Here is a 22,734-nt window from a genome sequence, read left to right as displayed (position 1 = left end):
AACAAAGAAAGATACCTTTGAGGTATGGCAATGATTGAACTGCGTCGCCTGCGGGCGTTCGTCACCGTGGTGGAAGAAGGCAACATCACCCGCGCCGCCGAGCGGCTGTTTATCCAGCAGCCGCCGCTGACCCGCCTGTTGCAGGGGTTGGAAGACGAATTGGGCGTGAAGTTGTTACAGCGATTGCCGCGCGGCGTGCGCGTCACCGAAGCGGGCGGCGTGCTGTTCGAAGAAGCCCGCGCCCTGCTGGCGCGCGCCGAACGCCTGCGCGAAGCGGTGCAGCGCGCCGCCCGCGGCGAGCAGGGCCACATCGCCATCGGTTTCACCAGTTCCGCCGCGCTGCACCCGTTCGTGCCCAACCTGCTGCGCCGCTACCGCGACATCCTGCCGGGCATCACCACTCAACTGGAAGAAGCCGGCAGCGGCGAACTGATGGAGGCGTTGCTGGAACAGCGCCTCGACGCGGCCTTCGTGCGCTCGCCGGCCAACGGCATTCCCGGCCTGAGCGTCGAGCCGGTGCTCAGCGAGCCGATGATCGTCGCCCTGCCGCTGGGCCATCGGCTGGCGCAAGAAACGCAGCAACCGCTGCCGTTGGCCGAACTGGCCCACGAGGCGTTTATTCTCTATCGCCGCCCGGCCGGCCAGGGGCTGTACGACGCCATCCTGGCCGCCTGCCACCGCGCCGGTTTCAGCCCGCGCATCGTGCAGGAAGCGCCGCGCCTGCCGGCCACCCTCAGCCTGGTGGGCGCCGGATTAGGGGTGTCAATCGTGCCCGGTTCCATGCGGCGGCTGGGCGGCGACGGCATCGTCTACCGCACTCTCGCCGCAGAAGCGCAGCTCAGCGCCCCGCTTTACCTGGCGCTGCGCCGCAGCCCGGCTTCGCCGATCGTCGAGCGCTTTCGTCAGTTGGTGCTGGAGACCGTGGGGCAGTCATAAAAAGCCCGAACGGCCAATAAAAAATGACGTTCGTTTATTATTTATTTAAGCCTGTGAGCGGTGAAAATTAATTCCAATCCATGACTATTCAACTTCCGGTTAATTAATTAAACCCGCTCTCACTTAGTAACAAACGCAAACAAATAAGCGCCTACGCAATACATTCCAGCCGCTAGGATTTAAGGGTCACAGCCTATTCCCGCCGATGACAAAAAATCATTTCAATGGCGATCGCGCCTTCCCTGTCGCCTGCTGCTGCAGGCGCACGGTTTTATATTGGAGAAAACGCTATGCTATCACGTCGTGATATATTGAAAGTCTCCGCCGTCAGCGCGGCCGCCGCCGGCATGATCGGCGGCATCGCCAAAAATGCCGCTGCCGACGACCATCGCAATATCGTGCCCCCCAGCAGCTATCAGCCGCCTGCCGATGCGCAGCATCTCTATAAATACAAATTCACCGACAGCAAAAAGCGCAGCCTGCCCAACGGTTGGGCGCGCGAAGCCACCGTCGAGCAATTCCCGATCTCCGAAGGCGTGGCGGGCGTCGACATGACGCTGGAGCCGGGCGGCGTGCGCGAACTGCACTGGCACGCCATCGCCGCCGAATGGGCGTTTATGCTGGAAGGCCATGCGCGCATCACCATCCTCGATCCCGAAGGCAAATGTGAGGTGGCGGACTTCGGCCCCGGCGACGTCTGGTATTTCCCGAAAGGCTATGGCCATTCCATTCAGGCGCTGGCGGACGGCGCGCATTTTATTCTGGCGTTTGATAACGGCCACTTCTCCGAATTCGGCACCTTCAGCATTACCGATTGGGTGGCGCATATGCCGAAAGAAGTATTGGAAAAAAGCGTCGACATGCCGGCGGCGGTATTTTCCAAGGCCAAACAGGGCGAGGCTTATATTGTCGGCGGCGCCGTTCCGCCCACATTGCCATTGCCGAAAAGCGACGGCGGATTAAATAACGCCCCGCTGACCCATCGCTATGAATTAATGAAGCAAAAGCCGTTCTTTGAAAATGACGCCGGCAGCGTTCATTTGGTGTCGTCGAAAGAATTTCCCATTTCCACCACCATGACCGGCATCATCGAGATCGTGAAACCCGGCGCAATCCGGGAATTGCACTGGCACCCCAATGCCAACGAATGGCAATACTATATTGCCGGCAAAGGCCGCATGACGGTGTTCAGTTCGCACGGCCACGCGCAGACGGAAGAGTACGCCCCTTCGGACGTCGGTTACGTGCCGCAGGGCTTCGGCCATTACATCGAGAACATCGGCGATGAGGATTTGAAGGTACTGATCGTGATGGACAACGGCATTTATCAGGATATTTCGTTGTCCGACTGGCTGGCGAAAACCCCGGCCTACCTGCTGGCGGACAACTTCAATAATCAGGTTGAGGACTGGCAGGATAGACCGAAAGACAAACGGGTGATGTCGCGGCGCAGCCGCTGACGCCGCGGCGAGGGAGAATCTCCCTCGCCGCTTTCTTTACTGCTTGCGCTGCTCCGCCACCTGTTTGGCGGTGACCTTGCCCTGCTTGTCGCCGAAATGGCCGACCACAAAGTTGGCGACCGCCGCCACTTCCTCGTCGGAATACGCGCTGCCGAACGCCGGCATCATCTCATGCCGCTCGCCGACGCTGATGCTTGTCCCCTTCAGGATGGCCTGCACCACGCTGCGCCCCTGCGGATCGTTCACCGCCGTGCTGCCGACCAGCGACGCATACTCACTCTGGCGGCCCGGCCCGTTCCACTGGTGGCAGCCGCTGCAGTCGTTGGCGAACACCCGGCGCCCGAGCGAGCTGTTTTGCCCGCCCGGCAGGATCGGTGTGGAAGCCCCCGCGCCCTTCGGCTGCAAGTTCACCGTTGCGGCGCCGTCGCCGGCGATCGGTTCGATATCGCGCAGGTATTTCACCAGCGCCAGATTATCTTCCGGCGTCAGGAACTGCAGGCTGTTTTCCACCGCTTCCGCCATTGGGCCGGCGGCGCTGCTGCGCCCCGGCGCATGACCGGTGGCCAGATATTGCGACAGCTGCTGGTCGCTCCAGCCGCCGATGCCGGTCTGTTTGTCCGGCGTGATGTTGGCGGCGAACCAGCCCTGCACCACTTCACCGCTCAGGTGCTTGCTCTGGTTAAGGCCGAACCCCAGATTGCGCGGCGTATGGCACTCGCCGCAGTGGCCGAGCGCCGTCGCCAGATAGGCGCCGCGATTCCACTGTTCATCCTTGTTGAGATCCGGCGCGAAGCGCTGCTCCTGGAAGAACGCCAGGTTCCAGAATTTCATGCCCCAACGCTGATTGAACGGGAACGACAGATCGTTTTGCGGGTTGGCCTGTTTCACCGGCGGCAGGCTGAACAGATAATCCTTGATCGCCAGCACGTCGTCGCGGCTCAGCCCGGAGTACGAGGTGTACGGCATCGCCGGATACAGGTTACCCTGCGGGCCGATGCCCTCACGCACCGCGCGCACGAACTGATCGTCGCTCCAGTTGCCGATGCCGGTCTCCTTGTCGGCGGTGATGTTGGTGCCGTAAATGGTGCCGAACGGCAGTTTAAAGGCGAAGCCGCCCGCATAAGGCGCGCCGCCCGGCGCGGTATGGCACGCCACACAGTCGGCGGCGCGCGCCAGGTATTCGCCGCGCGCCAGTTTATCGGTCATGCCGGCCGGCGCCCCGGCGATCGGCGCCGCAGGCTCCGCGCCGGCAGGCCGCAGCAGCGTGTACAGCGCGTATCCTCCCGCCAACACCACCACGGCGATAATCAGCCATAACAGCCCTTTCAAGGCGTTGCTCATCGCATCTCTCCCTAACCCAACGCCTTGGCGGCCTGGTGGATGGCGGCGCGAATGCGCACATAGGTGGCGCAGCGGCAGACGTTGCCGCCCATCGCCGCGTCAATGTCCGCATCGCTCGGGTTTTTGCTCTGGGCCAGCAGCGCGCTGGCGCTCATGATCTGGCCGGACTGGCAGTAACCGCACTGCACCACGTCCAGGTTGAGCCAGGCTTCCTGCACCGCCTTGCCTTCCGGCGTGGCGCCGACGGCTTCGATGGTGGTGATTTTCTTGCCGGCGGCGGCGGAGACCGGCGTCATGCACGAACGCACCGGCACGCCGTCCAGATGCACGGTACAGGCGCCGCACATGGCGATGCCGCAGCCGAACTTGGTGCCGGTCAGGCCGGCTTCGTCACGCAAAAACCACAGCAGCGGCATGTGCGGATCGCCCTCGAAGGTCAGCGGCTGCTCGTTTACGGTTAAATGAATCATCAGGTTCTCTCCTTGTCAGACGCCGGATTCGCAGTGGGATTATGCAGCGGCAGGCTCAGCGAGGCGCGCGGCCGCCCGAGCAGCGCCAGCGCGTTGCCGACCGCCGGAGCGATGGTCGGCACCCCCAGTTCGCCCACGCCGGTCGGTTTCTCGGTCGAGGGCACGATGATCACCTCAACCTCCGGCATCTCATTGATGCGCAGCGGGCGGAAATTATTGAAGTTGGACTGTTCGACCACGCCGTCTTTCAGCGTGATATTGCCGTACAGCGCCAGGTTCAGGCCGTAGCCGATGCCGCCTTCGATCTGCGCGCGGATCACATCGGGATTCACCGCCACGCCGCAGTCCACCGCGCACCACACTTTATGCACTTTCGGGATGCCGCCTTCGCCGATCGATACCTCGGCCACCTGCGCCACATAGGTATCGAACGCCTTGGCGACGCCCACGCCGCGCGCGCGTCCGTCCACCACCTTGGCGCCCTGCCAATCAGCGGCTTTGGCCACCGCCCGCAACACGCCCGCCGCGCGCGGCGCGTCGCCCATCAGCGCCAGCCGCCCTTCGACCGGATCCTGCCCGGTTTCCTGCAGCAGTTGATCGATAAAGCTCTCCACCGCGTGGCCGGTGTGGGTGCTGGCGACCGACCGCAGCGAGGTGGTCGGCACCTTGCCGGGCACGATATGTGCATCGCAGCGGAAGGCTTCGAAGGTATAAGGCACCTCGCTGGCGCCCTCGACCATCATCTGATCGAGGCCGTTGACCACCAACGCATCCATCGCGCTGTGGCGCGTCCAGGAGTGGCCGACCACGGTATCGGTCCAGCCCACCACCTTGCCGCCGCGAATGGCGCCGCGCAGGCGGTGCAGGATCATCGGGCGATACCAGCCGTTGCGGATGTCGTCCTCGCGCGTCCATACCACCTTCACGCCGTGGCCGGGGCCGATGCCCTTGGCGGCCGCCGCCATGTCGGCCGCCAGATCCGGCCCCAGCGTCGGGTTGCCCAGATCGATACGCCGGCCGAAGCTGCCGCCCGCCAGAATGGTTTCAATCTGCACCTTCTCCGGCGGCAGCTCGAACAGATCGCACAGCTGCTTGTGGTCGAGCGTCTGGATTTGGCAGCCGTAGCGCGCCTTGACGCTTTCGCCGTCCCAGAACAGATAGCCGTCCAGCGGCTCCATCGGCGCGTGAGCGACGTAGGGGAAGGTGTATTCGGCCTCGATCACCTTGTCGGCCTTGTCGAACACCTCGTCCGGCTTGCCGAGACTCTTCGCCACCACGCCGGTTTTCTGCGCCACCTGGCGGAACTCGGCGTAGATTTCCTCGGTGTTGCGTCGCTCTGCCTGCGCATCGTCCCAGGTGACCCTAAGCCGATCCCGCCCCTGGATCGCCGCCCAGGTATTTTTGGCGTAAACCGCCACGCCGGTGGCAACCTGTTTCACCGCCACCACGCCCGGCACCGCCAACGCACGTTCGGCGTCGAACGTCGCCACCTTGCCGCCGAAACGCGGCGGTTTCTTGATGGTGACGGTCAACATGCCCGGCTCGTGGATATCCTGCGAGAACTGCGCGCTGCCGTTGGTTTTCGCCAGTGAATCGACGCGGTGCAGACCGCGCGTTTTGCCGATCAGGGTGAAATTGGCCGGATCCTTCAGCGCCAGGCTGGCGGGATCGGGCGGCGGCAGCGTGGCGGCCAACTCGGCGAACTCGCCGAAACCCGCTTCGCGCCCGCTGGCGGCATGGCGGATCTTACCCGCCTGCACGGTGATTTCCTGCGCGGAGGTTTTCCAACTCTGCGCGGCGGCCTGCACCAGCAGCGCGCGCGCCATGGCGCCCATGCGCCGCATCTGTTCATAGGCATTGGCGACCGAGCTGGAACCGCCGGTGCCCTGGAAGCCGAAGGCCAGGTTTTTGTAGATATTGGTATCCACCGGCGCGGCCACGACCCGCACCTGAGCCCAGTCGGCGTCGAGCTCTTCGGCGACCAGCGTCGCCATGCCGGTATAGACCCCCTGGCCCACTTCGGTGTGTTTACTGATGACGGTGACGATGCCGTCGGCGCCGATCTGGACGAAGGCGTTGGCGTCAAACGCCGTCGCGCCGGCGGCGGCCGGGGCGTTCGAGCGCGCCAGCGCGCCGGTGGACGGCAGATAGGCGCCGATCACCAACGCCCCGGCGCCGACGATAAACCGCCGCCGCGAAAGCGGAACTTGGGATATGCTCATTGCTCATGACTCCAAAAAAACCGAAGGCGTCACTGCCTACGGCGAAACAGCGCTAATTATGGGAATGGCTTGCCGCGCCGGTCAGGTGACATAGCACAACAGAGCAATAATTAGCGTAGCCTATTATCCAGTAGGCTTAATGTTGAAGAGGGATTTTCTATTGGAGAATCGTGCGGTGCGGGCGGAAACCCGCACCGGGGGTCAGCTCTGCGTCGTCGCCAGATAGGAGAAGACGCTGAGCAGGCGGATTTGCGCCGCCATGTTGTCGCTGTCGAAGGCCACGGTGAGCGCATCCTGGCGCTCCACGCCGGGCACCAGGCTGAACAGATCCGCCAGCACCGGTTTGGCCGCCATCAGCGTCAGCCGGTAAGGCGGCATAAAACGGCGCTCCACCGGCAGTCTGGCGCCCTGGCGCACCTGTTGCATCGCGCGCTCGCGGATCTCGGCGCGCGCCCGCTGTGGGCTGAGTGATTCGGCGGCGGTTTGCGAGAGGGCGCGCTTCACGCAAACATAGCCGGATTGCGGATAACGTTCAGCGATCCAGCGTTGCAGCTCGTCGTCACCGCTCACCAGCCACAGCGGCACGTTCAACTCGGCCGCCGCCGCCGCATACAGATCGCTTTCGCCTACCGCCTCGCCGTTCAGGCTGACACGGTAAAAGGCCCGGCCGTTGATGGTATGCGCCAGCACGCCGCGCTCGCCGGCGGCGCTGTGATAACCGATAAACATCAGGCCGTCGTAACGTTGATGCTGCAGCCCTTCCACCATCGACAGCCCGCGCGGTTTGCCCTGCACCAGGCGCGCCCGCGCATCGATGCGTTCGGCGCGCAGGTTCTGCATCATCGCGTGGCTGTCGGCCACCGTCACCTCGGTGGCGCCGCCGGCAAAAGCGCCGTCGATGGCGGCGTTGACCTCCTGCTCCATCAGCTCGCGCGCCGCCGCATAGTCGGCGTGGGCCGGGTTGCACTGCTCCGGCCGCATCACGCCGGCGATCCCCTCGATATCCGCAGAGATAAAGACTTTCACATCAGGCTCCTGTATTTAATTTGCCGCCAGCCGATCGAGCAGCGGGCCCAGCGCCACGCGCGCATGCTGCTCGAAGCCGCTGACGCCTTCGGCGCTGAGCAACGCATCCAGCACCGCGTATTCGGTGGCGTCCGCCGCCGCCGCGAACAGCGGCTCCAGCCGTTCGTCCGGCAGCGTCGCCCCCAGTAACCGAGTGGAGAACGCCAGCGCGATGTCGCCGGAGCCGTGCCCCCAATGGCTGCCCACCCGCCCCAGGCCCGCGCCCGCGCGGCGGGCGATGCGGTTCAGCTGGCGGCTGTCCAGCGCCCGATCGCAGGCGATGATGATGATGACCGAACCGGCGTCCACCTGCGGCGGCGGATCCGCCAACAGCTTGCCCAGCGCCTGGCCGACGCGCACGCCGCTCAGCGTCAGCGAGTCGAGAGTGCCGAAGTTGGCCAACACCAGCACGCCGAGCGTGGTGCCGAGCCCCGGGCAATAGCGCGAGGCGGTGCCGATGCCCCCTTTCAAGCCGAAACTGCTCATGCCGCGCCCGGCGCCGACGCTACCGCGCGCAAAGCGGGTGGAATGGTTTTCCAGCGCGCTGAAGACGTGTTCCTCACGCACCGCCATCGCCTGAATATCGTTGAGGTAGCCGTCGTTGCACTCCAGCACCAGCGGGTTGATGGTGGCGCTGCCGCGGCCGATCTGCGGGTAGCGCCGGCAGCTGCGCCGCACCATGGCGTTGAACAGCGTGCCGACCGCGAAGGTGTTGCTCAGCAGGATCGGCGTTTGCAGCACCCCCAGTTCGTTCAGCTGCACCAGCCCAAGCGGCTTGGCGAAGCCGTTGAGCACCGCGCTGCCGCACGGCAGCGGCTGGTTGAACAGATCGCCCGGCGGCACGATGGCAGTGACGCCGGTCTGACATTCGCCGTCGGCCAGCGTGTGATGCCCGACGCTGACGCCCGGCACGTCGCACAGGGTGTCGGTCGGGCCGGCCGGATAACGCGCGCCCGGCAGGCGGCGGTGGCGCCGCCAATAGCTCAGCAGATTATCGAGGCTTTGTTGTTCAAATGCCTGGCTGTCTGTCATGGTTCCCTCATCCGCCGTTAGCCCATCAGAAAACCAGAATATCGCGCAATGCGCCGCGCCGTAAATTGAAAGCGGAAGCGAGCAGTAAAAATAGCCTTGCCCCATCGCCACTTATTGGGTTTTTAGGGAGAAAAGCAATGTAAATGGCTTGTGGCGCAGGTGATATCCCCCCTTATCCAATATGGATAACCCGATCTGCCGACGCAATGGTCGTTTCACGGTGGGCAATGATCAGCTTAGTGATATTGAGTCTCTTAATTGCCTGATTCACGGCAGCTTCGCTCTCCTTATCCAGCGCACTGGTGGCCTCATCCAGGAACAAAATAGCCGGTTTCTTGTAGATTGCCCGGGCTATGAATAGCCGCTGTTTTTGCCCGCCGGACAACCCTTCCCCCAACTCGCCGATCGGGGTTTCATACCTCATCGGCATGCGCATGATCACCTCATGCAGATAGCTGGCACGGGCACAGGCTTCCATCCAGGCATCATCCATCTTGTCCGCGAACCCGCAAATATTTTCGCGGATTGAGCCGGAGAACAGTTTGTCGTCCTGCATCACGCAGGCAATCATTTTGTGGTAGTTGTTGATGCCGAGCTGCCGGATATCGACGCCGTTCACCTCAACCCGCCCTGCAGCCGGGGTAAACAGTCCGCACAACACCTTCATCAGCGTGGTCTTGCCGGCACCGGACGAGCCCACGATAGCCACGCTTTCGCCCGGCGCAATACTGATGTCCAGGCCATCAAAGATAGCCGGTGACTGGCTGTCGTAACGATAGCTCAGGGCATGGGTCGTCAATCCCAAAGGTTGCAGACCCGCCGTGTAAGGGTGATCGGGTTTACGCTCCTCCCGCGGATGCAGGGCGATATCGGCAATGCGCTCGTTATGCAGGCTCATCATGCGCAGCTGCAGCAAAAATTCCGTCAGCGACCCGATGCGGTCGGAGAACTGCCCCCGAAAGGCGCCGAACGCCACGAACATACCGAGGGTCATCTGGTTATCGATCACCAGGCTAGTTCCCAACCACAGAATGACGATCTGGTCACACGCCGCTATAAAGGTGTTGATCCCGCCAAACAGCATGTCCATTCGGGTGACTCGGATCCCCGTGTTGATGGTGTCGATTTCAAGGTTTAGCCAGTGAGCGATGCGGCGTTCTGCCATGCCCTGCATCTTGACGGTAGCGATACCGTACAGCGTTTCCATAAAATACGAGCCGGCCCGAGCCTCTCTCACCAGCGCCTCCTCGGACAGCTGACGGTAATAGCCGTAGGTCAGCAGTCGCATCAACACATAAAGCGCGGTGAAAGTGAGCACTACCCAGGTGAGCCAGCCGCCATACAGCGCCATCATCACCAGCACACCGATCACCATGATGCCGTCCATGATGGCGCCGACGATGCTGGTGGTGAAAGTGCTGCGCAGCGTATCCAGTGAACCGAAGCGTGACTGAATGTCCCCCAGCTTACGACGTTCAAAGTAACCGAGCGGCAGGCGCAGCAGATGGGTGAACAACCCGGACTGCCACTGAACGTTGATAAGCGTCGCCATGACCAATCCTGACCATGCCCGCACCATGCCGATGGCAGCCCGCAACAAGATAAACAGCATCAATCCGGCGCAGATGAGCGACAGTAACCCACGATCTCCGGCAGGAATAGCGTGATCCATCACCAGCTGCGTGCCGATGGGCATCACCAGGTTGATGGTTTCGAATACCAGAGACAGGCAAAAAATTTTGCCGAGCGCCCCCTTGAGGCCATGCACGCTGCCGATCAGCGTGCGAAGATGAATGCGATGGCGGACGCTGTCGGCGGTGAATTCGCTGCCGGGCCAGGCCTCAAGCGCTACGCCGGTGAAACTGTGCGACAGTTCCGTCAGGCTGACGGCCCGGCGCCCGCGCGCCGGATCATGCAGCACTGCGCGGTGGCCTTTGACGCTGACCAGCACCACAAAATGGTTGAATTCCCAGTGCAAAATGCAGGGCAGTTTTAGCGCGCCGAGTTCGTCCAGATCCAGAGACAGGGGACGGGTACTCAACCCCAATTGCTCGGCGATACCGGTCAGTCCAACCAGCGTTGCACCGCGGGTTGACAGGTTGAACTGCCGGCGCAGCGCGATCATGTCGATATTTTTGCCGTAATAACCGCAGATCATCGCCAGACAGGCCAGCCCGCATTCCGACGACTCGGTCTGGTGCACCATCGAAACCCGGTGGCGCAACCGCAGATCCAGTTGGCTGACCCGTTGTTTGAATGAGGTCCTACTCATTGACTGGCCCCGTCGCGCTGTGTTTCATGTCGTAGAACGGCGACAGCATCCATTGATAAATCTTCCTTTTTTCCAGAAACAGGGTGCTTTGCGCTTTCATGCCGTTTTCCAGGCTCAGACGTTTACCGTCATAGGCAATGGCCTGTTTCTCCGGCATGACGATCACCTTGTAGTACGGCACGGCGGCGGTCAGCGCCGCTTTGGGCGCTCCCTGATAGGTCAGCATTTCCTGCGGCGAGGCCGGGGCTTTGGAGATGACGGCCACCGTACCGGCAAACTGGCCAAATTTCTCCGCCGGAAAAGCGTCATAGCGCACATTGACCTTATCGCCGGCGACGATGTAGGGGATAGCGTCGTTGGGCACCCACAGTACCAGGGCATAGCGATCGATGTTTTGCGGGATAATCTGCAGCAGACTGTCGCCGACGTTGACCATTTGGCCAACCGTGACGCTCAGCGAATCGATACGGCCGCCGGCCAGCGCGCGAACGATAATATCGCCAGTGGCATCTATGTTTTGCCGCTCCTTTTGCAGCTCGTAGCGCTGCAGCTCCATCTGGTAAATCTGGTTGTCGAATTCGGCAGCCTGGATATGGATCTGGCTTTCCAGCGCGGTGATCTGCAGCGCATTCTGTTCGTTCTGGCCGGACAGGCCCAGCAGGTTGTTCTGCTGCTGGTAATACAGCGCCACCTGGTTGGTGAGCTGATCCTTATTGATCAGCCCCTTGGTCTGATAGTGCCGGTAGTTCTCCATGTTTTCCTTCATGATGCGAATCCCTTCCTGGGCGCGTTTGAGGATATCGGTGGAACGGGTGAATGCGGCGGTGTATTGCGCCTTCTGTTGTTCCAGCATGATAAGCGTGGCCTGCTTGCTGCTTTCCAGTCGGTTGATGATTTGCGCAATGCGTGCCAGCTGGCCATCGATATCCCGGCGCTGATTGTCGCTGATCACACCGCTACGGGTACTCTTGCTGACGTCGATCTGGTAAATGGGGGCACCAGCGGCAATCACCTGCCCTTCGGTGACGAATTGCTTGACCACTATCCCCTGGACGGCGGAATAAACGTTGGCGGCGCGCGGATAAGTGCTGATCTCACCGGTCACGTTGACCCGCCGGGTATAGGTACCGGCGATCGCGAAGGTGAGAAAGGCGATGAAGAAAAACAGGCAGAGCCCTGTCGTGCCCCAAACGGGAATACCGGGTAGCAGGAGCGCCCTGCCACGCCATTTCATTTTCTGATTCTCGATCGCTTCCTGGCGAAACATGAGCAGCGTCCCTTAGTGATAGCTAACATTCAAATTCACAGGCTACTGTATTGACAATAAAATAAGCAGAAGGTCAGTTAATTTTGGTGAGAGGACATGAAACCATTAAAATAAACACCTTTAAATCTTCTGAGTGATCCTGGCGCCAATAAATTTTTATGAACGTATGCTTCACCCAATAGCAGTATCATATCCAGAGAAAATCCGAGAGATCCAGTTCGACAAGCCTTTTTATTTTTTAAATCCTACAGCATCTACTTCTAACTCATTTTCATCGTAGCAAAATAGACGATCGTCATAACAATAACAAAAATAGAACAGAACAATAAATCACCTGAAAAATCCCTCAATGAATCCAAATAATCATTGCTGTTCTTATTTAATTTTTTAATGGCATCGCTTTCGTTCTCAGCCTCTACTTCGATATGATGCTTTCTGAACCCCTTCTGCTTCATGACGTTAATTATTTATCGCGTAACCACTTCCTTTTTTAGCACTTTTGATTCATCACTCTTTATAAAAACAACATATCTATTCATCATATACCCCATCTCCGTTATCAGACGCTCTTTTTCCACTCCTATCTCGATCCTACCATCCACCTGACACCGCATCGAATTGGCTACTTAAAATTTCCTTCATAAATACTCTCCTATGGGTTTACTGGTTTTACAGTCATTAAAAACAGCTGCAGTGGCAAATGTAAAACACACTAATAACAATCCATAACCACCCTGTATTCCATGAAAAAAACCAATAAGAAAAGTGTGTTCTAAACATTGCAACTCATCATATTAAAATAAACCCCAGAATAATATATCGAACCTAATTACACGCGCATGCTATCGATTCAATTAATTGAATCGCCAAATAATCTCAACGCCCAAGATTAATAACCCAATAAAGAAGAGGCGGCGGAACAGCTGCGGGCGACAATGACGACGCACCCTCTCCCCCAGCCACATGCCGCCCAACGCCGGCAACAGAGCCAACAGCGAACCGCCGAGCAGCGTGGCGGGCAGCGCCTGATGCCAAGCTAAACCGGCGGCCAGCGCCAGCGTCGAGACGGTGAACGACAGCCCCAGCGCCTGCACCAGATCGTCGCGCGCCAGGCCCAACGCATTCAGGTAAGGCACCGCCGGAATGACGAACACTCCGGTGGCGCCGGTCAGCGCACCGGTCACCAGGCCGCACAGCGGCCCCAACCAGGGTTCCGCCGCAGCGGAAACGCGCCAGTCGAAACGGGTAAAACCCAGCAGCGCATAACCGATCAGACACACGCCCAGCGCCAGCAGCGCCAGGCGGCCGTCGCCGGCAGTGAGCGCCCCCGCGCTCAACACCGTGCCAAGCGTGACGCACAGCATCATCGGCCAGAGCCGGCGGCACAGCGCCCCCAGCCGCGCCCCGCGCAGCAACTGCCACAGGTTGGTGATCAGCGAAGGCAGCAACAGCAACGCGGCGGCCTGACCCGGCGGCATCATCAGGCTGAGCAGCCCCATCGACACGGTCGGCAGCCCCAGACCGATCGCTCCTTTGACCGTGCCGGCCAGTGTAAAAATGCCCGTCAGGGCGATAATCTCGAGTAGCGTCAGCGACATGCGTCTATCCTTATGGCGAATCAACGGCTCGATTGTGGCCGGCGGTATGGCGCGGCACAATGCGGCAATGGCAGAGCCTGCCTGCGGCAAAGACAGAGGGAAAACGCATGCATTTTGACTTTATCGATCTGCGGCTGTTGGCGGCGGTGCTCGAGACCGGCAGCATCACCGCCGGCGCCGAGCGCGTTGGGCTGTCGCTGGCCGCCGCCAGCGCCCGCATGCGTGGGCTAGAGCAACAGGCCGGCGTAGCGCTGCTGACGCGCAATCCGCGCGGCGTCCAGGCGACGCCCGCCGGTGAGCGCCTGTTGCATCACGCGCGAGTGCTCTTACAGCAGCGTGAGCGGTTGCGCGGCGACCTGGCCGAGTTCGCGCCGGGCCAGCGCAGCCGACTGCGCATCGTCGCCAATACCGTCGCCGCCGACGCTTTTCTGCCGGAGCTGTTGGCGGATTTTCTGGTGCTGCACCCGCATACCGATATTGTACTGGAGGAGCTGCCCAGCCCGGCCATCGCGCAGGCGATCGCTGAACAGGCAGCGGATATCGGCATCGCGGCGGATCACGCCGATCTGCGTGGGCTGGCAAGCTACCCTTTTCGCCAGGATCGTCTGGTGCTGGCGTTGCCGCCGGGGCATGCGCTCAGCGGCCGCCGCACGCTCAGCTTTGCGGACGCCCTGCCTTTTGATTTCATCGGCCTGCCGGAAGAGAGTGCGCTGCAACAGCATCTGGAACAGCTGGCGATACGCAGCGGCGGCCCGATGCGGCTGCGGGCGCGCGCGGCTCATTTCGACGCCATCTGCCGCATGGTGCTGCGCGGTGCCGGGCTGGCGGTGGTGCCGGAAGAGAGCGCCCAACGCCATCCGCAAATTCGGCACAGCGCACTGACGTTGACAGACGAGTGGGCGACCCGGCGCCTGTCGATCGCGGTGCGTGACCTGGCGCAGCTGCCGCTGCCGGCGCAGCGGCTGGTGGCATTCCTGCGCCAAGCCTGAGGCGGCTCAGTGCGTGCCCGGCTCTGCGCGCAGCCGCGCCACCTGAGCCTCCACGTCGCGCCAGGCCGGTTTGTCGCCGGCATAGCGATGGCGCAGATAATTCACCAGCGCCGTCACCTGCCGATCGGAAAAGCTGTCCTTAAAGCCCGGCATAAAGCCCAATTCGGCGGTGGCCGGTTTGGGGATCCCTTGCAGGATCACCTTGATCAGGTTATCGGGACGATCGCTGAAGATATTGGTGTTATTGGCCAGATCCGGGCTGACGCCGAACAGCTGCGGCCCGCCGGCGGCGGCGCTGTGACAGGCCTGGCAAGCGCCCTGAAACAACCGCTCGCCCGCCAGTTGACCCGCAGGCAACGCGCGGGCCGCCAACTGCGCCTGCGGTTCCACATTCAGCGTCGCCTTGGCGCTCAGCGACATCACATAGTTGGCCATCGCCCGCAGATCGCTCTGCGGCAACGTCGCCAGTTCGCTGACCACCGGCCCCATCGGCCCGGCCGCCACGCCGTGCTCGGCGGAATGCCCGCTGCGGAAGTACTGAAACAGCTGTTCCTCGGTCCAGGGTTTGTCCGCGTTGGCCAATTGATTCAGCGCCGGCGCTTCCCACCCGTCCACCATCCCCCCCGCCAGGAAAGCCGCGCCGCCCTTTTCCGCCCCCAGCAGATTGCGCGGCGAATGGCAGGCGGCGCAGTGGCCGAGCCCGTTGACCAGATAGGCGCCGCGATTCCACTGCGCGCTTTGTTGCGGATCGGGTTGAAATTCCCCCTGGCGCAGGAACAGCGCGTTCCAGCCCGCCATCAGCGGCCGCAGGTTAAACGGGAAGCGCATCTGATTGGCCGGGTTGCTCTGGCGCACCGCCGGTTGCGACATCAGATAAGCGTACAGCGCCTGCATGTCGCCGTCGGTCATTTTGCTGAAGGCGGTGTAAGGAAATGCCGGATAGAGGTGGCGACCGTCGCGGGCGATGCCTTGGCGCATCGCCCGATCGAATGCGGTAAATGACCAGTTGCCGATGCCGGTTGCCACGTCCGGGGTAATGTTGGTGCTGTAGAGCGTGCCGAACGGCGTCGCCATCGCCAACCCGCCGGCGTTGGTCGCCCCTTCCGACGCGGTATGGCAAACCGCGCAGTCTCCGGCGGCGGCCAATTGACGGCCGCGCTCCAGCGTGGCGGCCGACCAGGTGCCGGCGCCGGGCGTCGCCACCGGCGCGATCTCCGCCCGCCACGGCAAGGCGCTGCCGGCGATGCCCAGCACCGCACCGAACAGCCCCGCCGCGCCGCCGAACCACCATTTGCCGCGCTTCTTTTTCTTGGGCGGCGCGGCCTGCCGCTCGGCGTCCGGCCCGTTCAGCGCCTCACGCAGCTTGTCCGAGGTGATCGGCAGCTCGCGAAAACGAATGCCGGTGGCGTCGAACACCGCGTTGGCGATGGCCGCCGCGCTGGGCACCGACGCCGACTCCCCAGCGCCCAGCGGCGGATCGTAAGGGCGAGGCATCATCACCACGTCCACCTCCGGCACCTCCGGGAAGGTCAAGATCGGGTAAGCCCCCCACTCTTTGGCGGAGACCGTCGATTCCTCAAAGGTCACGCGCTCTTTCAACACCCGACTGGTCGATTGCAATACGTTGCCGTGAATTTGGTGGCGCACGCCGTCCGGGTTAACCATCATGCCCGCGTCGTGGCCGACCACGATGCGCGTCACCGCCACTTCGCCGCTGGCTTTGTCGATCGCCACGTCGGCCACCCAGGCGGCCCAGGCCGCGCCAAAGCCGGGAAACTTGCTGTGGATGTAACGGGCATAAGCAAAGCCGCGCCCGCGCAGCACGCCGTCTTCCGCCGGGGTCTGCATCGGTTCGGTGTGCGGCGTCCAGCCGGCGCGTTCTGCGGTGCTGCGCATCAGTTCACTGGCGCGTTCGTCATGGATATAGCGCAGCCGATATTCCAGCGGATCGACGCCGGCGGCGTGGGCCAGCTCATCGATATAAGATTCGTGGGCGAAGGTGTTCGGCAAGGCGGAAACGCCGCGCATCCAGGAGGCGCGCACGATCGGCGCCATGTCCTCGATGCTGACGCGCAGCGCCGGATACTCATAAGGCGGCACCGAGGTGCGGTCGCCCATTTCATAGGCCACCGGCAGCGGTTCGACCCGGCCGGTCAGCAGCAGCGCCAGCGTCGGCGCGCCGTTGGAAGGATAATAGGTGCGAAAATCGTAGGCGACCGGGTGCCCGGCGGCGTCCAGCCCGCCGTCCACCTCCATCAGCTGCGCCGTGCCCTTCGGTTCCCACACATGTTCTTGTTCGCGGGTCAGCTGCACCCGCACCGGCCTGCCCACCGCGCGCGACAGCAACGCCGCGTCGGCGCAGACGTCATCGGCGCAATTGCGGCCATAGCAACCGGCCGCCTCCATGCGAACGATCTCGATCTGCGCTTCCGGGTACTCCAGCAGCCAGGCCAGATCGGCGCGCAGCAGGTGCGGGTTCTGGCTGCCTGACCAGACCTGCAGGCGCTCCGGCCGGTAGTCCGCCAGCGCGCAGGAAGGGCCGATCGAGGCATGCAGCTGATACGGCCACAGGTAGCTGCGGGTGAAACGCCTGTCGGCCGCCGCCAGCGCCGCGTCCACATCGCCGGTATCGTGCACCACCCGGGTCGAGTGCGGATTGTCGCGCAGCGCCTGCGCCACGTCGGTCATCTGCGGCAAATTGCGGCGCCAGTCTTTCCAACTGACCTGCAGCGCCTGCGCCGCCTTGATCGCCTGCTCTTCGCGCTCGGCGACAATGCCGATGAAATCGCCGATCACCACCAGTTTGACGATGCCGGGAATATGCGCGATCGAGGTTTCGTCCACCGCCAGCAGGCTGGTGCCGACAAATTCGCCGCTGTCGTACCCGGCATAGGGCGGCCGCACCACCCGGCCATGCAGCATGTTCGGCAGGCGCATATCGTGTACGTAGGTGGTTTCGCCGGTCGCCTTGGCCGGAATATCGACGCGCGCGGCGCTGGTGCCCACCAGGCGATATTCCGCCTGCGGTTTCAGCGGCGCGTCGCCGGAAATCGACAGCTCGACATGACCGCCGGCCACCAGCTCGGCGTAGCTGAGCGCCTGCCCCTGCGGGCTGCGGATCACGCCCTCCTCCAGCGTCAGCTGTTCCACCGGCGCATCGAAGCGCTGCGCCGCCTGGCGCAACAGCCAACGGCGCGCTTCGGCGGCGGCGTTGCGCAGCGGCACGGCGGCGATCTGCAGCGTGGCGCTGGCGATGGTGGCGCCCTGATTCGGCGCGCGTTCGGTATCGCCCAACACCATTTGCACCTGATCCATGCGCAGGTACAGCTCTTCGGCGACGATCTGCCCGAGCGCGGTGCGCACGCCGGTGCCAAGATCGACATGGCCGTTAAAGGCATAGATTTCGCCGCTACCGCACAGGGCGATAAACAGCCCCTGCTCTTTGGGCTTCAGTACCGGCGTTTGCCCTTTGGGCACCGGCCCCGAAGGCGGTTGCACGCTGTCGACGATCAGCAGCACGCCGTCGCGCTGCAGCAAGTCGGCCTGGCTCGGCGATGGGACACGGGAATCAGTCATGGGCGTGGGCGTCCTCATCGCGGCAGAGAATGATGGCGCGCTGAACCGCACGCAGGATTTCGAGATGGGTGCCGCAGCGGCACAGGTTGCCGGACAGCGCCTGACGGATCTCCGCCTCGCTCGGGGCGGGATTGCGATCCAACAGGGCTTTGGTGGTCATGATCATGCCATTGAGGCAGTAGCCGCATTGCGCCGCCTGCTCTTCGATAAAGGCACGCTGCACTGGGTGCAGGCGCTGGCGATCGCCAAGGCCTTCCAGGGTCACAATCGCCCGTCCGGACACGCCGAGCGCCGGGATCACGCAGGAGCGCGCCGCCACGCCGTCGATCAACACGGTACACGCGCCGCATTCGCCCAGGCCGCAGCCGTATTTCGGGCCGTTGAGCGCCAGATCGTTGCGCAGTACCAGCAAGAGCGGCGTATCCGCCATCACCTGCGCATGAAGCTGTTCGCCGTTCACCGACAGCATCAGCGGATGCTCCGTCAGCGTGGTTTTCGCGCCGTCCCTGGGCGATTGCACTTCAGATATCGCCATTGTTCGCGTCTCCGCCTGCACGTGATGATCTTATGGGCTGGCCTCTCGCCGCCGACCACCAGGCAACCGACGTTGCGCGGGCGAATCAGCCGGTGGCAGGTTCTTCCAGCATTTTATTCAGCAGGAATATCAGCGCTATCCGTTCGGCCGGGTTCAGCGTACCGAACGTCAGTTCTGTGATTTTCGCCGCCTGCGGCACCGTTTCCGCCAGCAGCGCGCCGCCGGCGTCGGTGAGGCCGACCACCACCTTGCGCCGATCGATCGGATCCGGCGTTACCGTGATCAGATCGCGCGCCTTCAGCCGTTCGACGATGCCGCGGATGGTGGCCTGATCCACCGCCGTCACCTGCACCAGCTCGGTCAGCGAGCTCGGCCCCATATCGCGCACCGCGCAAAGGGTGATGAACTGCACCGCCGTCAGCTGCGAATCGCCGACGTTTTGCTGGAAAATCGCCACGTGGCGCTGATAAACCTTGCGCAGCAGGTGCCCGACTTGCTCGGTAAAATGATAATTTTCGGGTTGGCCGCTCACGGCTGACGGGTATTCGGGGGGCGTCATTGCGTTACTCTCACCATCTATGGAATCCACGAGAATAGTACAAACCCCCGCCGTTGGCAGCAACGATTACGCCCGGCGCACGCGCGACGCCTCCGGCGCCACCACTTCACCGTCCGCCACCACCGTTTGCCCGTCGAGGCGAATGTCGCAGCGGCGCAGCGCGATATCCATATGGCAAGGCGTTTTGCGCGTGCCGCCCACTTCGGTGTTCGGCCCGGTGGAGAACAGGAAGTTGCCGTAGAACGCGCGCGCGTCCATGCACATACCGTCGTTCTTGTCGTGCAGGCCCATCGCCGTCCACTGGGCGCGCGGCTGCAGGCCCCAGCCGATGTGCGAGATGCCGTACACCTCCGGATCGTCGAAGTATTTCATATATTCGCGCAGGTATTCCGCCTCGAAGCCGCCGTGAATGCGGGTGACGAACCCTTTTTCGATCTCCAGCGTGATGCGTTCGCGCGCATAGCTTTTGAACGGCAGCAAAATATCGCCGACCTCCAGCACCAGCACCCCTTCCGCCTGCTCCTCATTTGGCCAGGTGAACAGGAAACCGCTCGGCCAGTGATCCCAGCGCCCCGGTTCATCGGCATAGCCGTACTCGGTCACCGTCGGGTATTGCCCCAGCGGCGCGCGGAAATCGCTGCCGGCGGCGGAGGTTACCTGCATCAGCTTCGCCTGCTCCAGCACGGCGGCGGCGGCCAGCACCCGCGCCTTGTCCTCCGCGTTGGGCAACATGCGCGCCAGCACCTCCGGCGGCTCCACCGCCAGCAGGATGCGGGTGCCGGTTTTCAGGATCTGTTCCTGCTCCGGCGAATGCAGCAGCATCATGGTATCGACGATCAGGTCGGCGGCCTCCAGCGCACGCTGCGCCGCCAGATTGCCGGTCAGCGCGGTATCGCCGCAATAGGCGGTCATGTCGTTGCCCATCGCTCGCGGATGGTTGAACGCCGGCAGTTCGACGGCATACACCCTGGCGCCCAGCCGCAGCGCCGCGTCGGTCGCGGCGCGCACCGTGCGCGCATCGGAATAATGGCTTTTCAAAATCGCCACGCTCTGCGAAGCATCGACCTTCGACAGCGTAAGCACCTGCTCGAACAGCTGTACCAACTGGGTTTCATTGACCGCCATGGCCTGTCTCCTGTCTCGTCAAGGGTGACCGACGCCCGCAAGGCGGCGGTTATTTTTCAAACAATTTAAAGTGAACACACTCGTTTTATCTAAGTTAAAAAAGCAAAGGAAAGCAAGCTGCGAATATCCACCATAAGAAAGTCCTATTTCATCCCGCGTCAATCCTGTGATTAACATGAGTTTAACAGTAATACGCCGTCAATTAGCGTGAGCAAGATCTGATTTAACACTTTTGCAACTTTGCGTTATCTAGCGTGTGCACTATAAATCGATCGTCCAGCCATGCGTTGGACCTACGCTGAAAAAAGCCAACAGACAGGGGAAACATGATGAGCAAACAACCACGCATCGCCGTCGTCGGCGCCGGGCTGGGGGGCGCCGCTGCCGCCGGGCTGCTGCAAAAAGCCGGCTTTACCGTCGATCTGTATGAACAGAGCCCGGCGTTCTCACGCCTCGGCGCGGGCATTCACATGGGGCCGAACGTACTGAAGATTTTCCGCCGCCTCGGTATTGAGCAGCGGTTGGAGCAGATGGCGTCTCATCCCGATTTCTGGTTCAGCCGCGACGCCGAAAGCGGCGACTACCTGTCGCGCATCGAACTGGGCGCCTTCGCCCGCCGGGAGTACGGCGCCGCCTATGTGACGGTACACCGCGGCGATTTGCAGGCGTTGCAGCTCTCCGCGCTGCAGCCCGGCACCCTGCACTTCGGCAAATGCCTGAGCAAAATTGAAGATCGCGGTGACGAGGTGGTGCTGAACTTCGTCGACGGCACCTCGGCCCACGCCGACATCGTGATCGGCGCCGACGGCATCAATTCGCGCATTCGTGAGCACCTGCTGGGCGCTGAAGCGCCGACCTACAGCGGCTGGGTGGCCCACCGCGCGCTGATCCGCGGCGAGAAGCTGGCGAAATACAATCTGACGTTCGAAGACTGCGTAAAGTGGTGGTCGGCGGATCGCCATCTGATGGTCTACTACACCACCCAACGGCGCGACGAGTATTACTACGTCAGCGGCGTCCCGCACCCGGCCTGGGATTTCCAGGGCAGCTTCATCGACAGCAGCCGCGAAGAGATGTTCGAGACCTTCGCCGGCTACCACCCGATCGTGCAGGCGCTGATCGAATCCAGCGAGCAGGTCACCAAATGGCCATTGCTGAATCGCAAACCGCTGCCGCTGTGGAGCGAAGGCCGCCTGGTGCTGCTCGGCGATGCCTGCCATCCGATGAAACCGCACATGGCGCAGGGCGCGGCGATGGCGATCGAAGACGCCGCCATGCTGACCCGCTGTCTGCAGGAAACCGGCCTCGGCGACTACCGCACCGCCTTCCAGCTGTATGAAGCCAACCGCAAGGAGCGCGCATCAAGGGTGCAGGCGGTGTCCAACGCCAACACCTTCCTGCGCACCCAGGAAGATCCGGCCTGGGTCTACGGCTATGACCTGTACGCGCAAGCGCTGAAATCGGAGAACGCCGCATGAGCACCTTCCTCTACGGCGCCCACGTTCACGCCAACGACATTCGCCAACATTACCTGCGCTACGGCGGCCACGGCCCGGCGCTGATCCTGGTCCCCGGCATCACCAGCCCGGCGATCACCTGGGGCTTCGTCGCCGAGCGACTGGGGGAAAAATACGACGTCTACGTGCTCGACGTGCGCGGCCGCGGTTTGTCGTCCAGCGGCCCGGAGTTGGCTTATGACGCAGAGACCTGCGCACAGGACGTCAACGCCTTCGCCGCCGCGCTGAACCTGGGCAGTTACGCCCTGCTCGGCCATTCGATGGGCGCCCGCTTCGCCCTGCGCGCCGCCGCTTTGCAGCCCGACGGCGTGCGACGGCTGGTGCTGGTCGATCCGCCGGTTTCCGGCCCCGGCCGCCGCGCCTATCCCGGCCAATGGCCGTGGTACGCCGACTCCATCCGGCAGTCGCTGCCGGGCATGAGCGCCGAGCAGATGCGCGCCTTTTGCCCAACCTGGAGCGAAGAACAGCGTCAGCTGCGCGCCGAGTGGCTGCACACCTGCTACGAGCCGGCGATCCAACGCGCCTACGACGATTTTCATCAGGTGGACAGCCACCGCGACTACCCGCAGCTGACCATGCCGACGCTGCTGATGGCCGCGGGCAAAGGCGGCGTCATTCAGCCCGAAGACCGGGCGGAGATCCGCGCGCTGCAGCCGGAGATCGCCATCGTCGAGGTCGAGAACGCCGGACACATGATCCCGTGGGACGATTTCGACGGCTTCTTCCGCGCCCTGGGCGATTTTCTGGATTAACTGAGGAACACCGACATG

General features: G+C 62.5%; 17 protein-coding genes and 1 pseudogene. 5 read left to right on the top strand and 13 right to left on the bottom strand.

Annotated elements, in window-relative coordinates; all coding sequences use genetic code 11:
* Positions 1 to 24 precede the first annotated feature (24 nt).
* Both CPH57_RS08110 and CPH57_RS08105 read left to right on the top strand, forming a co-directional pair.
* Positions 25 to 936 (top strand): LysR family transcriptional regulator, encoded by a 912-nt coding sequence (locus CPH57_RS08110; protein ID WP_033643004.1) that lies wholly within the window; start codon positions 25 to 27, stop codon positions 934 to 936.
* Between the two features lie 290 nt (positions 937 to 1,226).
* Positions 1,227 to 2,396 (top strand): cupin domain-containing protein, encoded by a 1,170-nt coding sequence (locus tag CPH57_RS08105; RefSeq protein WP_042784444.1) that lies wholly within the window; start codon positions 1,227 to 1,229, stop codon positions 2,394 to 2,396.
* A gap of 36 nt (positions 2,397 to 2,432) precedes the next feature.
* On the opposite strand, the gene CPH57_RS08100 is transcribed toward CPH57_RS08105, so the two are convergent.
* From CPH57_RS08100 to CPH57_RS08060, 9 genes and pseudogenes are all read right to left on the bottom strand, one after another.
* Positions 2,433 to 3,737 (bottom strand): c-type cytochrome, encoded by a 1,305-nt coding sequence (locus CPH57_RS08100; RefSeq protein ID WP_096242222.1) that lies wholly within the window; start codon positions 3,735 to 3,737, stop codon positions 2,433 to 2,435.
* A gap of 11 nt (positions 3,738 to 3,748) precedes the next feature.
* A complete protein-coding gene (locus CPH57_RS08095; protein WP_033650458.1) occupies positions 3,749 to 4,207 on the bottom strand; it encodes a (2Fe-2S)-binding protein in 459 nt (152 codons plus the stop codon).
* A complete protein-coding gene (locus tag CPH57_RS08090) occupies positions 4,207 to 6,429 on the bottom strand; it encodes a molybdopterin cofactor-binding domain-containing protein (RefSeq protein ID WP_096242221.1) in 2,223 nt (740 codons plus the stop codon). The genes CPH57_RS08095 and CPH57_RS08090 overlap by 1 nt, the downstream gene beginning before the upstream one ends.
* Before the next feature lie 201 nt (positions 6,430 to 6,630).
* Positions 6,631 to 7,455, bottom strand: coding sequence for a M55 family metallopeptidase (locus CPH57_RS08085; protein ID WP_047575890.1), 825 nt, complete (start codon positions 7,453 to 7,455; stop codon positions 6,631 to 6,633).
* A gap of 15 nt (positions 7,456 to 7,470) precedes the next feature.
* Positions 7,471 to 8,526: a P1 family peptidase gene (locus CPH57_RS08080; RefSeq protein ID WP_096242220.1), complete on the bottom strand. Its 1,056-nt coding sequence runs from the start codon at positions 8,524 to 8,526 to the stop codon at positions 7,471 to 7,473.
* Positions 8,527 to 8,698: 172 nt separating this feature from the next.
* Positions 8,699 to 10,798: a peptidase domain-containing ABC transporter gene (locus CPH57_RS08075; protein ID WP_096242219.1), complete on the bottom strand. Its 2,100-nt coding sequence runs from the start codon at positions 10,796 to 10,798 to the stop codon at positions 8,699 to 8,701.
* Positions 10,791 to 12,065 (bottom strand): HlyD family secretion protein, encoded by a 1,275-nt coding sequence (locus CPH57_RS08070; protein WP_033642998.1) that lies wholly within the window; start codon positions 12,063 to 12,065, stop codon positions 10,791 to 10,793. The genes CPH57_RS08075 and CPH57_RS08070 overlap by 8 nt, the downstream gene beginning before the upstream one ends.
* A 260-nt stretch (positions 12,066 to 12,325) precedes the next feature.
* Positions 12,326 to 12,604, bottom strand: a pseudogene (locus CPH57_RS24660) (hypothetical protein).
* A gap of 315 nt (positions 12,605 to 12,919) precedes the next feature.
* Entirely contained in the window at positions 12,920 to 13,663 is a 744-nt protein-coding gene (locus tag CPH57_RS08060; protein ID WP_096242218.1) for a sulfite exporter TauE/SafE family protein, read from the bottom strand.
* Between the two features lie 107 nt (positions 13,664 to 13,770).
* Between CPH57_RS08060 and CPH57_RS08055 the strand changes: the two genes are divergently transcribed.
* Entirely contained in the window at positions 13,771 to 14,652 is an 882-nt protein-coding gene (locus CPH57_RS08055) for a LysR family transcriptional regulator (protein ID WP_033642996.1), read from the top strand.
* 6 nt (positions 14,653 to 14,658) lie between these two features.
* Here the strand turns inward: CPH57_RS08055 and CPH57_RS08050 are convergent, their stop codons facing one another.
* The 4 genes from CPH57_RS08050 to CPH57_RS08035 form a co-directional block, all read right to left on the bottom strand.
* Positions 14,659 to 18,228: a molybdopterin cofactor-binding domain-containing protein gene (locus CPH57_RS08050; RefSeq protein WP_096242217.1), complete on the bottom strand. Its 3,570-nt coding sequence runs from the start codon at positions 18,226 to 18,228 to the stop codon at positions 14,659 to 14,661.
* The gene (locus CPH57_RS08045) at positions 18,221 to 18,763 is read right to left on the bottom strand and encodes a (2Fe-2S)-binding protein (RefSeq protein WP_089194715.1); all 543 of its coding nucleotides are present in this window, start codon (positions 18,761 to 18,763) and stop codon (positions 18,221 to 18,223) included. Before CPH57_RS08045 ends, CPH57_RS08050 begins: the two co-directional genes overlap by 8 nt.
* An 85-nt stretch (positions 18,764 to 18,848) precedes the next feature.
* Entirely contained in the window at positions 18,849 to 19,322 is a 474-nt protein-coding gene (locus CPH57_RS08040) for a MarR family winged helix-turn-helix transcriptional regulator (protein WP_028128198.1), read from the bottom strand.
* Positions 19,323 to 19,388: 66 nt separating this feature from the next.
* Positions 19,389 to 20,447, bottom strand: a complete 1,059-nt coding sequence (locus CPH57_RS08035) for a 2,5-dihydroxypyridine 5,6-dioxygenase (RefSeq protein ID WP_096242216.1) — start codon at positions 20,445 to 20,447, stop codon at positions 19,389 to 19,391.
* Positions 20,448 to 20,773: 326 nt separating this feature from the next.
* On the opposite strand from CPH57_RS08035, the gene CPH57_RS08030 reads away from it, so the two are divergent.
* Positions 20,774 to 21,925, top strand: coding sequence for an FAD-dependent monooxygenase (locus tag CPH57_RS08030; protein WP_033645813.1), 1,152 nt, complete (start codon positions 20,774 to 20,776; stop codon positions 21,923 to 21,925).
* Positions 21,922 to 22,716 (top strand): alpha/beta fold hydrolase, encoded by a 795-nt coding sequence (locus CPH57_RS08025; RefSeq protein ID WP_046686995.1) that lies wholly within the window; start codon positions 21,922 to 21,924, stop codon positions 22,714 to 22,716. The genes CPH57_RS08030 and CPH57_RS08025 overlap by 4 nt, the downstream gene beginning before the upstream one ends.
* Positions 22,717 to 22,734 lie beyond the last annotated feature (18 nt).

It is taken from the genome of Serratia sp. JKS000199, from assembly GCF_900215455.1.
Classification (GTDB): domain Bacteria; phylum Pseudomonadota; class Gammaproteobacteria; order Enterobacterales; family Enterobacteriaceae; genus Serratia; species Serratia ureilytica.
Note: the sequence above shows the minus strand (reverse complement) of the source record. Positions and strands in the feature narration are given on the sequence as shown.

Coding starts and splice junctions, on each gene's coding strand:
- CPH57_RS08110 (WP_033643004.1), top strand. CDS start 25: ATGGCAATGATTGAACTGCGTCGCCTGCGGGCGTTCGTCACCGTGGTG.
- CPH57_RS08105 (WP_042784444.1), top strand. CDS start 1,227: ATGCTATCACGTCGTGATATATTGAAAGTCTCCGCCGTCAGCGCGGCC.
- CPH57_RS08100 (WP_096242222.1), bottom strand. CDS start 3,737: ATGAGCAACGCCTTGAAAGGGCTGTTATGGCTGATTATCGCCGTGGTG.
- CPH57_RS08095 (WP_033650458.1), bottom strand. CDS start 4,207: ATGATTCATTTAACCGTAAACGAGCAGCCGCTGACCTTCGAGGGCGAT.
- CPH57_RS08090 (WP_096242221.1), bottom strand. CDS start 6,429: ATGAGCATATCCCAAGTTCCGCTTTCGCGGCGGCGGTTTATCGTCGGC.
- CPH57_RS08080 (WP_096242220.1), bottom strand. CDS start 8,526: ATGACAGACAGCCAGGCATTTGAACAACAAAGCCTCGATAATCTGCTG.
- CPH57_RS08075 (WP_096242219.1), bottom strand. CDS start 10,798: ATGAGTAGGACCTCATTCAAACAACGGGTCAGCCAACTGGATCTGCGG.
- CPH57_RS08070 (WP_033642998.1), bottom strand. CDS start 12,065: ATGTTTCGCCAGGAAGCGATCGAGAATCAGAAAATGAAATGGCGTGGC.
- CPH57_RS08060 (WP_096242218.1), bottom strand. CDS start 13,663: ATGTCGCTGACGCTACTCGAGATTATCGCCCTGACGGGCATTTTTACA.
- CPH57_RS08055 (WP_033642996.1), top strand. CDS start 13,771: ATGCATTTTGACTTTATCGATCTGCGGCTGTTGGCGGCGGTGCTCGAG.
- CPH57_RS08050 (WP_096242217.1), bottom strand. CDS start 18,228: ATGACTGATTCCCGTGTCCCATCGCCGAGCCAGGCCGACTTGCTGCAG.
- CPH57_RS08045 (WP_089194715.1), bottom strand. CDS start 18,763: ATGGCGATATCTGAAGTGCAATCGCCCAGGGACGGCGCGAAAACCACG.
- CPH57_RS08040 (WP_028128198.1), bottom strand. CDS start 19,322: ATGACGCCCCCCGAATACCCGTCAGCCGTGAGCGGCCAACCCGAAAAT.
- CPH57_RS08035 (WP_096242216.1), bottom strand. CDS start 20,447: ATGGCGGTCAATGAAACCCAGTTGGTACAGCTGTTCGAGCAGGTGCTT.
- CPH57_RS08030 (WP_033645813.1), top strand. CDS start 20,774: ATGATGAGCAAACAACCACGCATCGCCGTCGTCGGCGCCGGGCTGGGG.
- CPH57_RS08025 (WP_046686995.1), top strand. CDS start 21,922: ATGAGCACCTTCCTCTACGGCGCCCACGTTCACGCCAACGACATTCGC.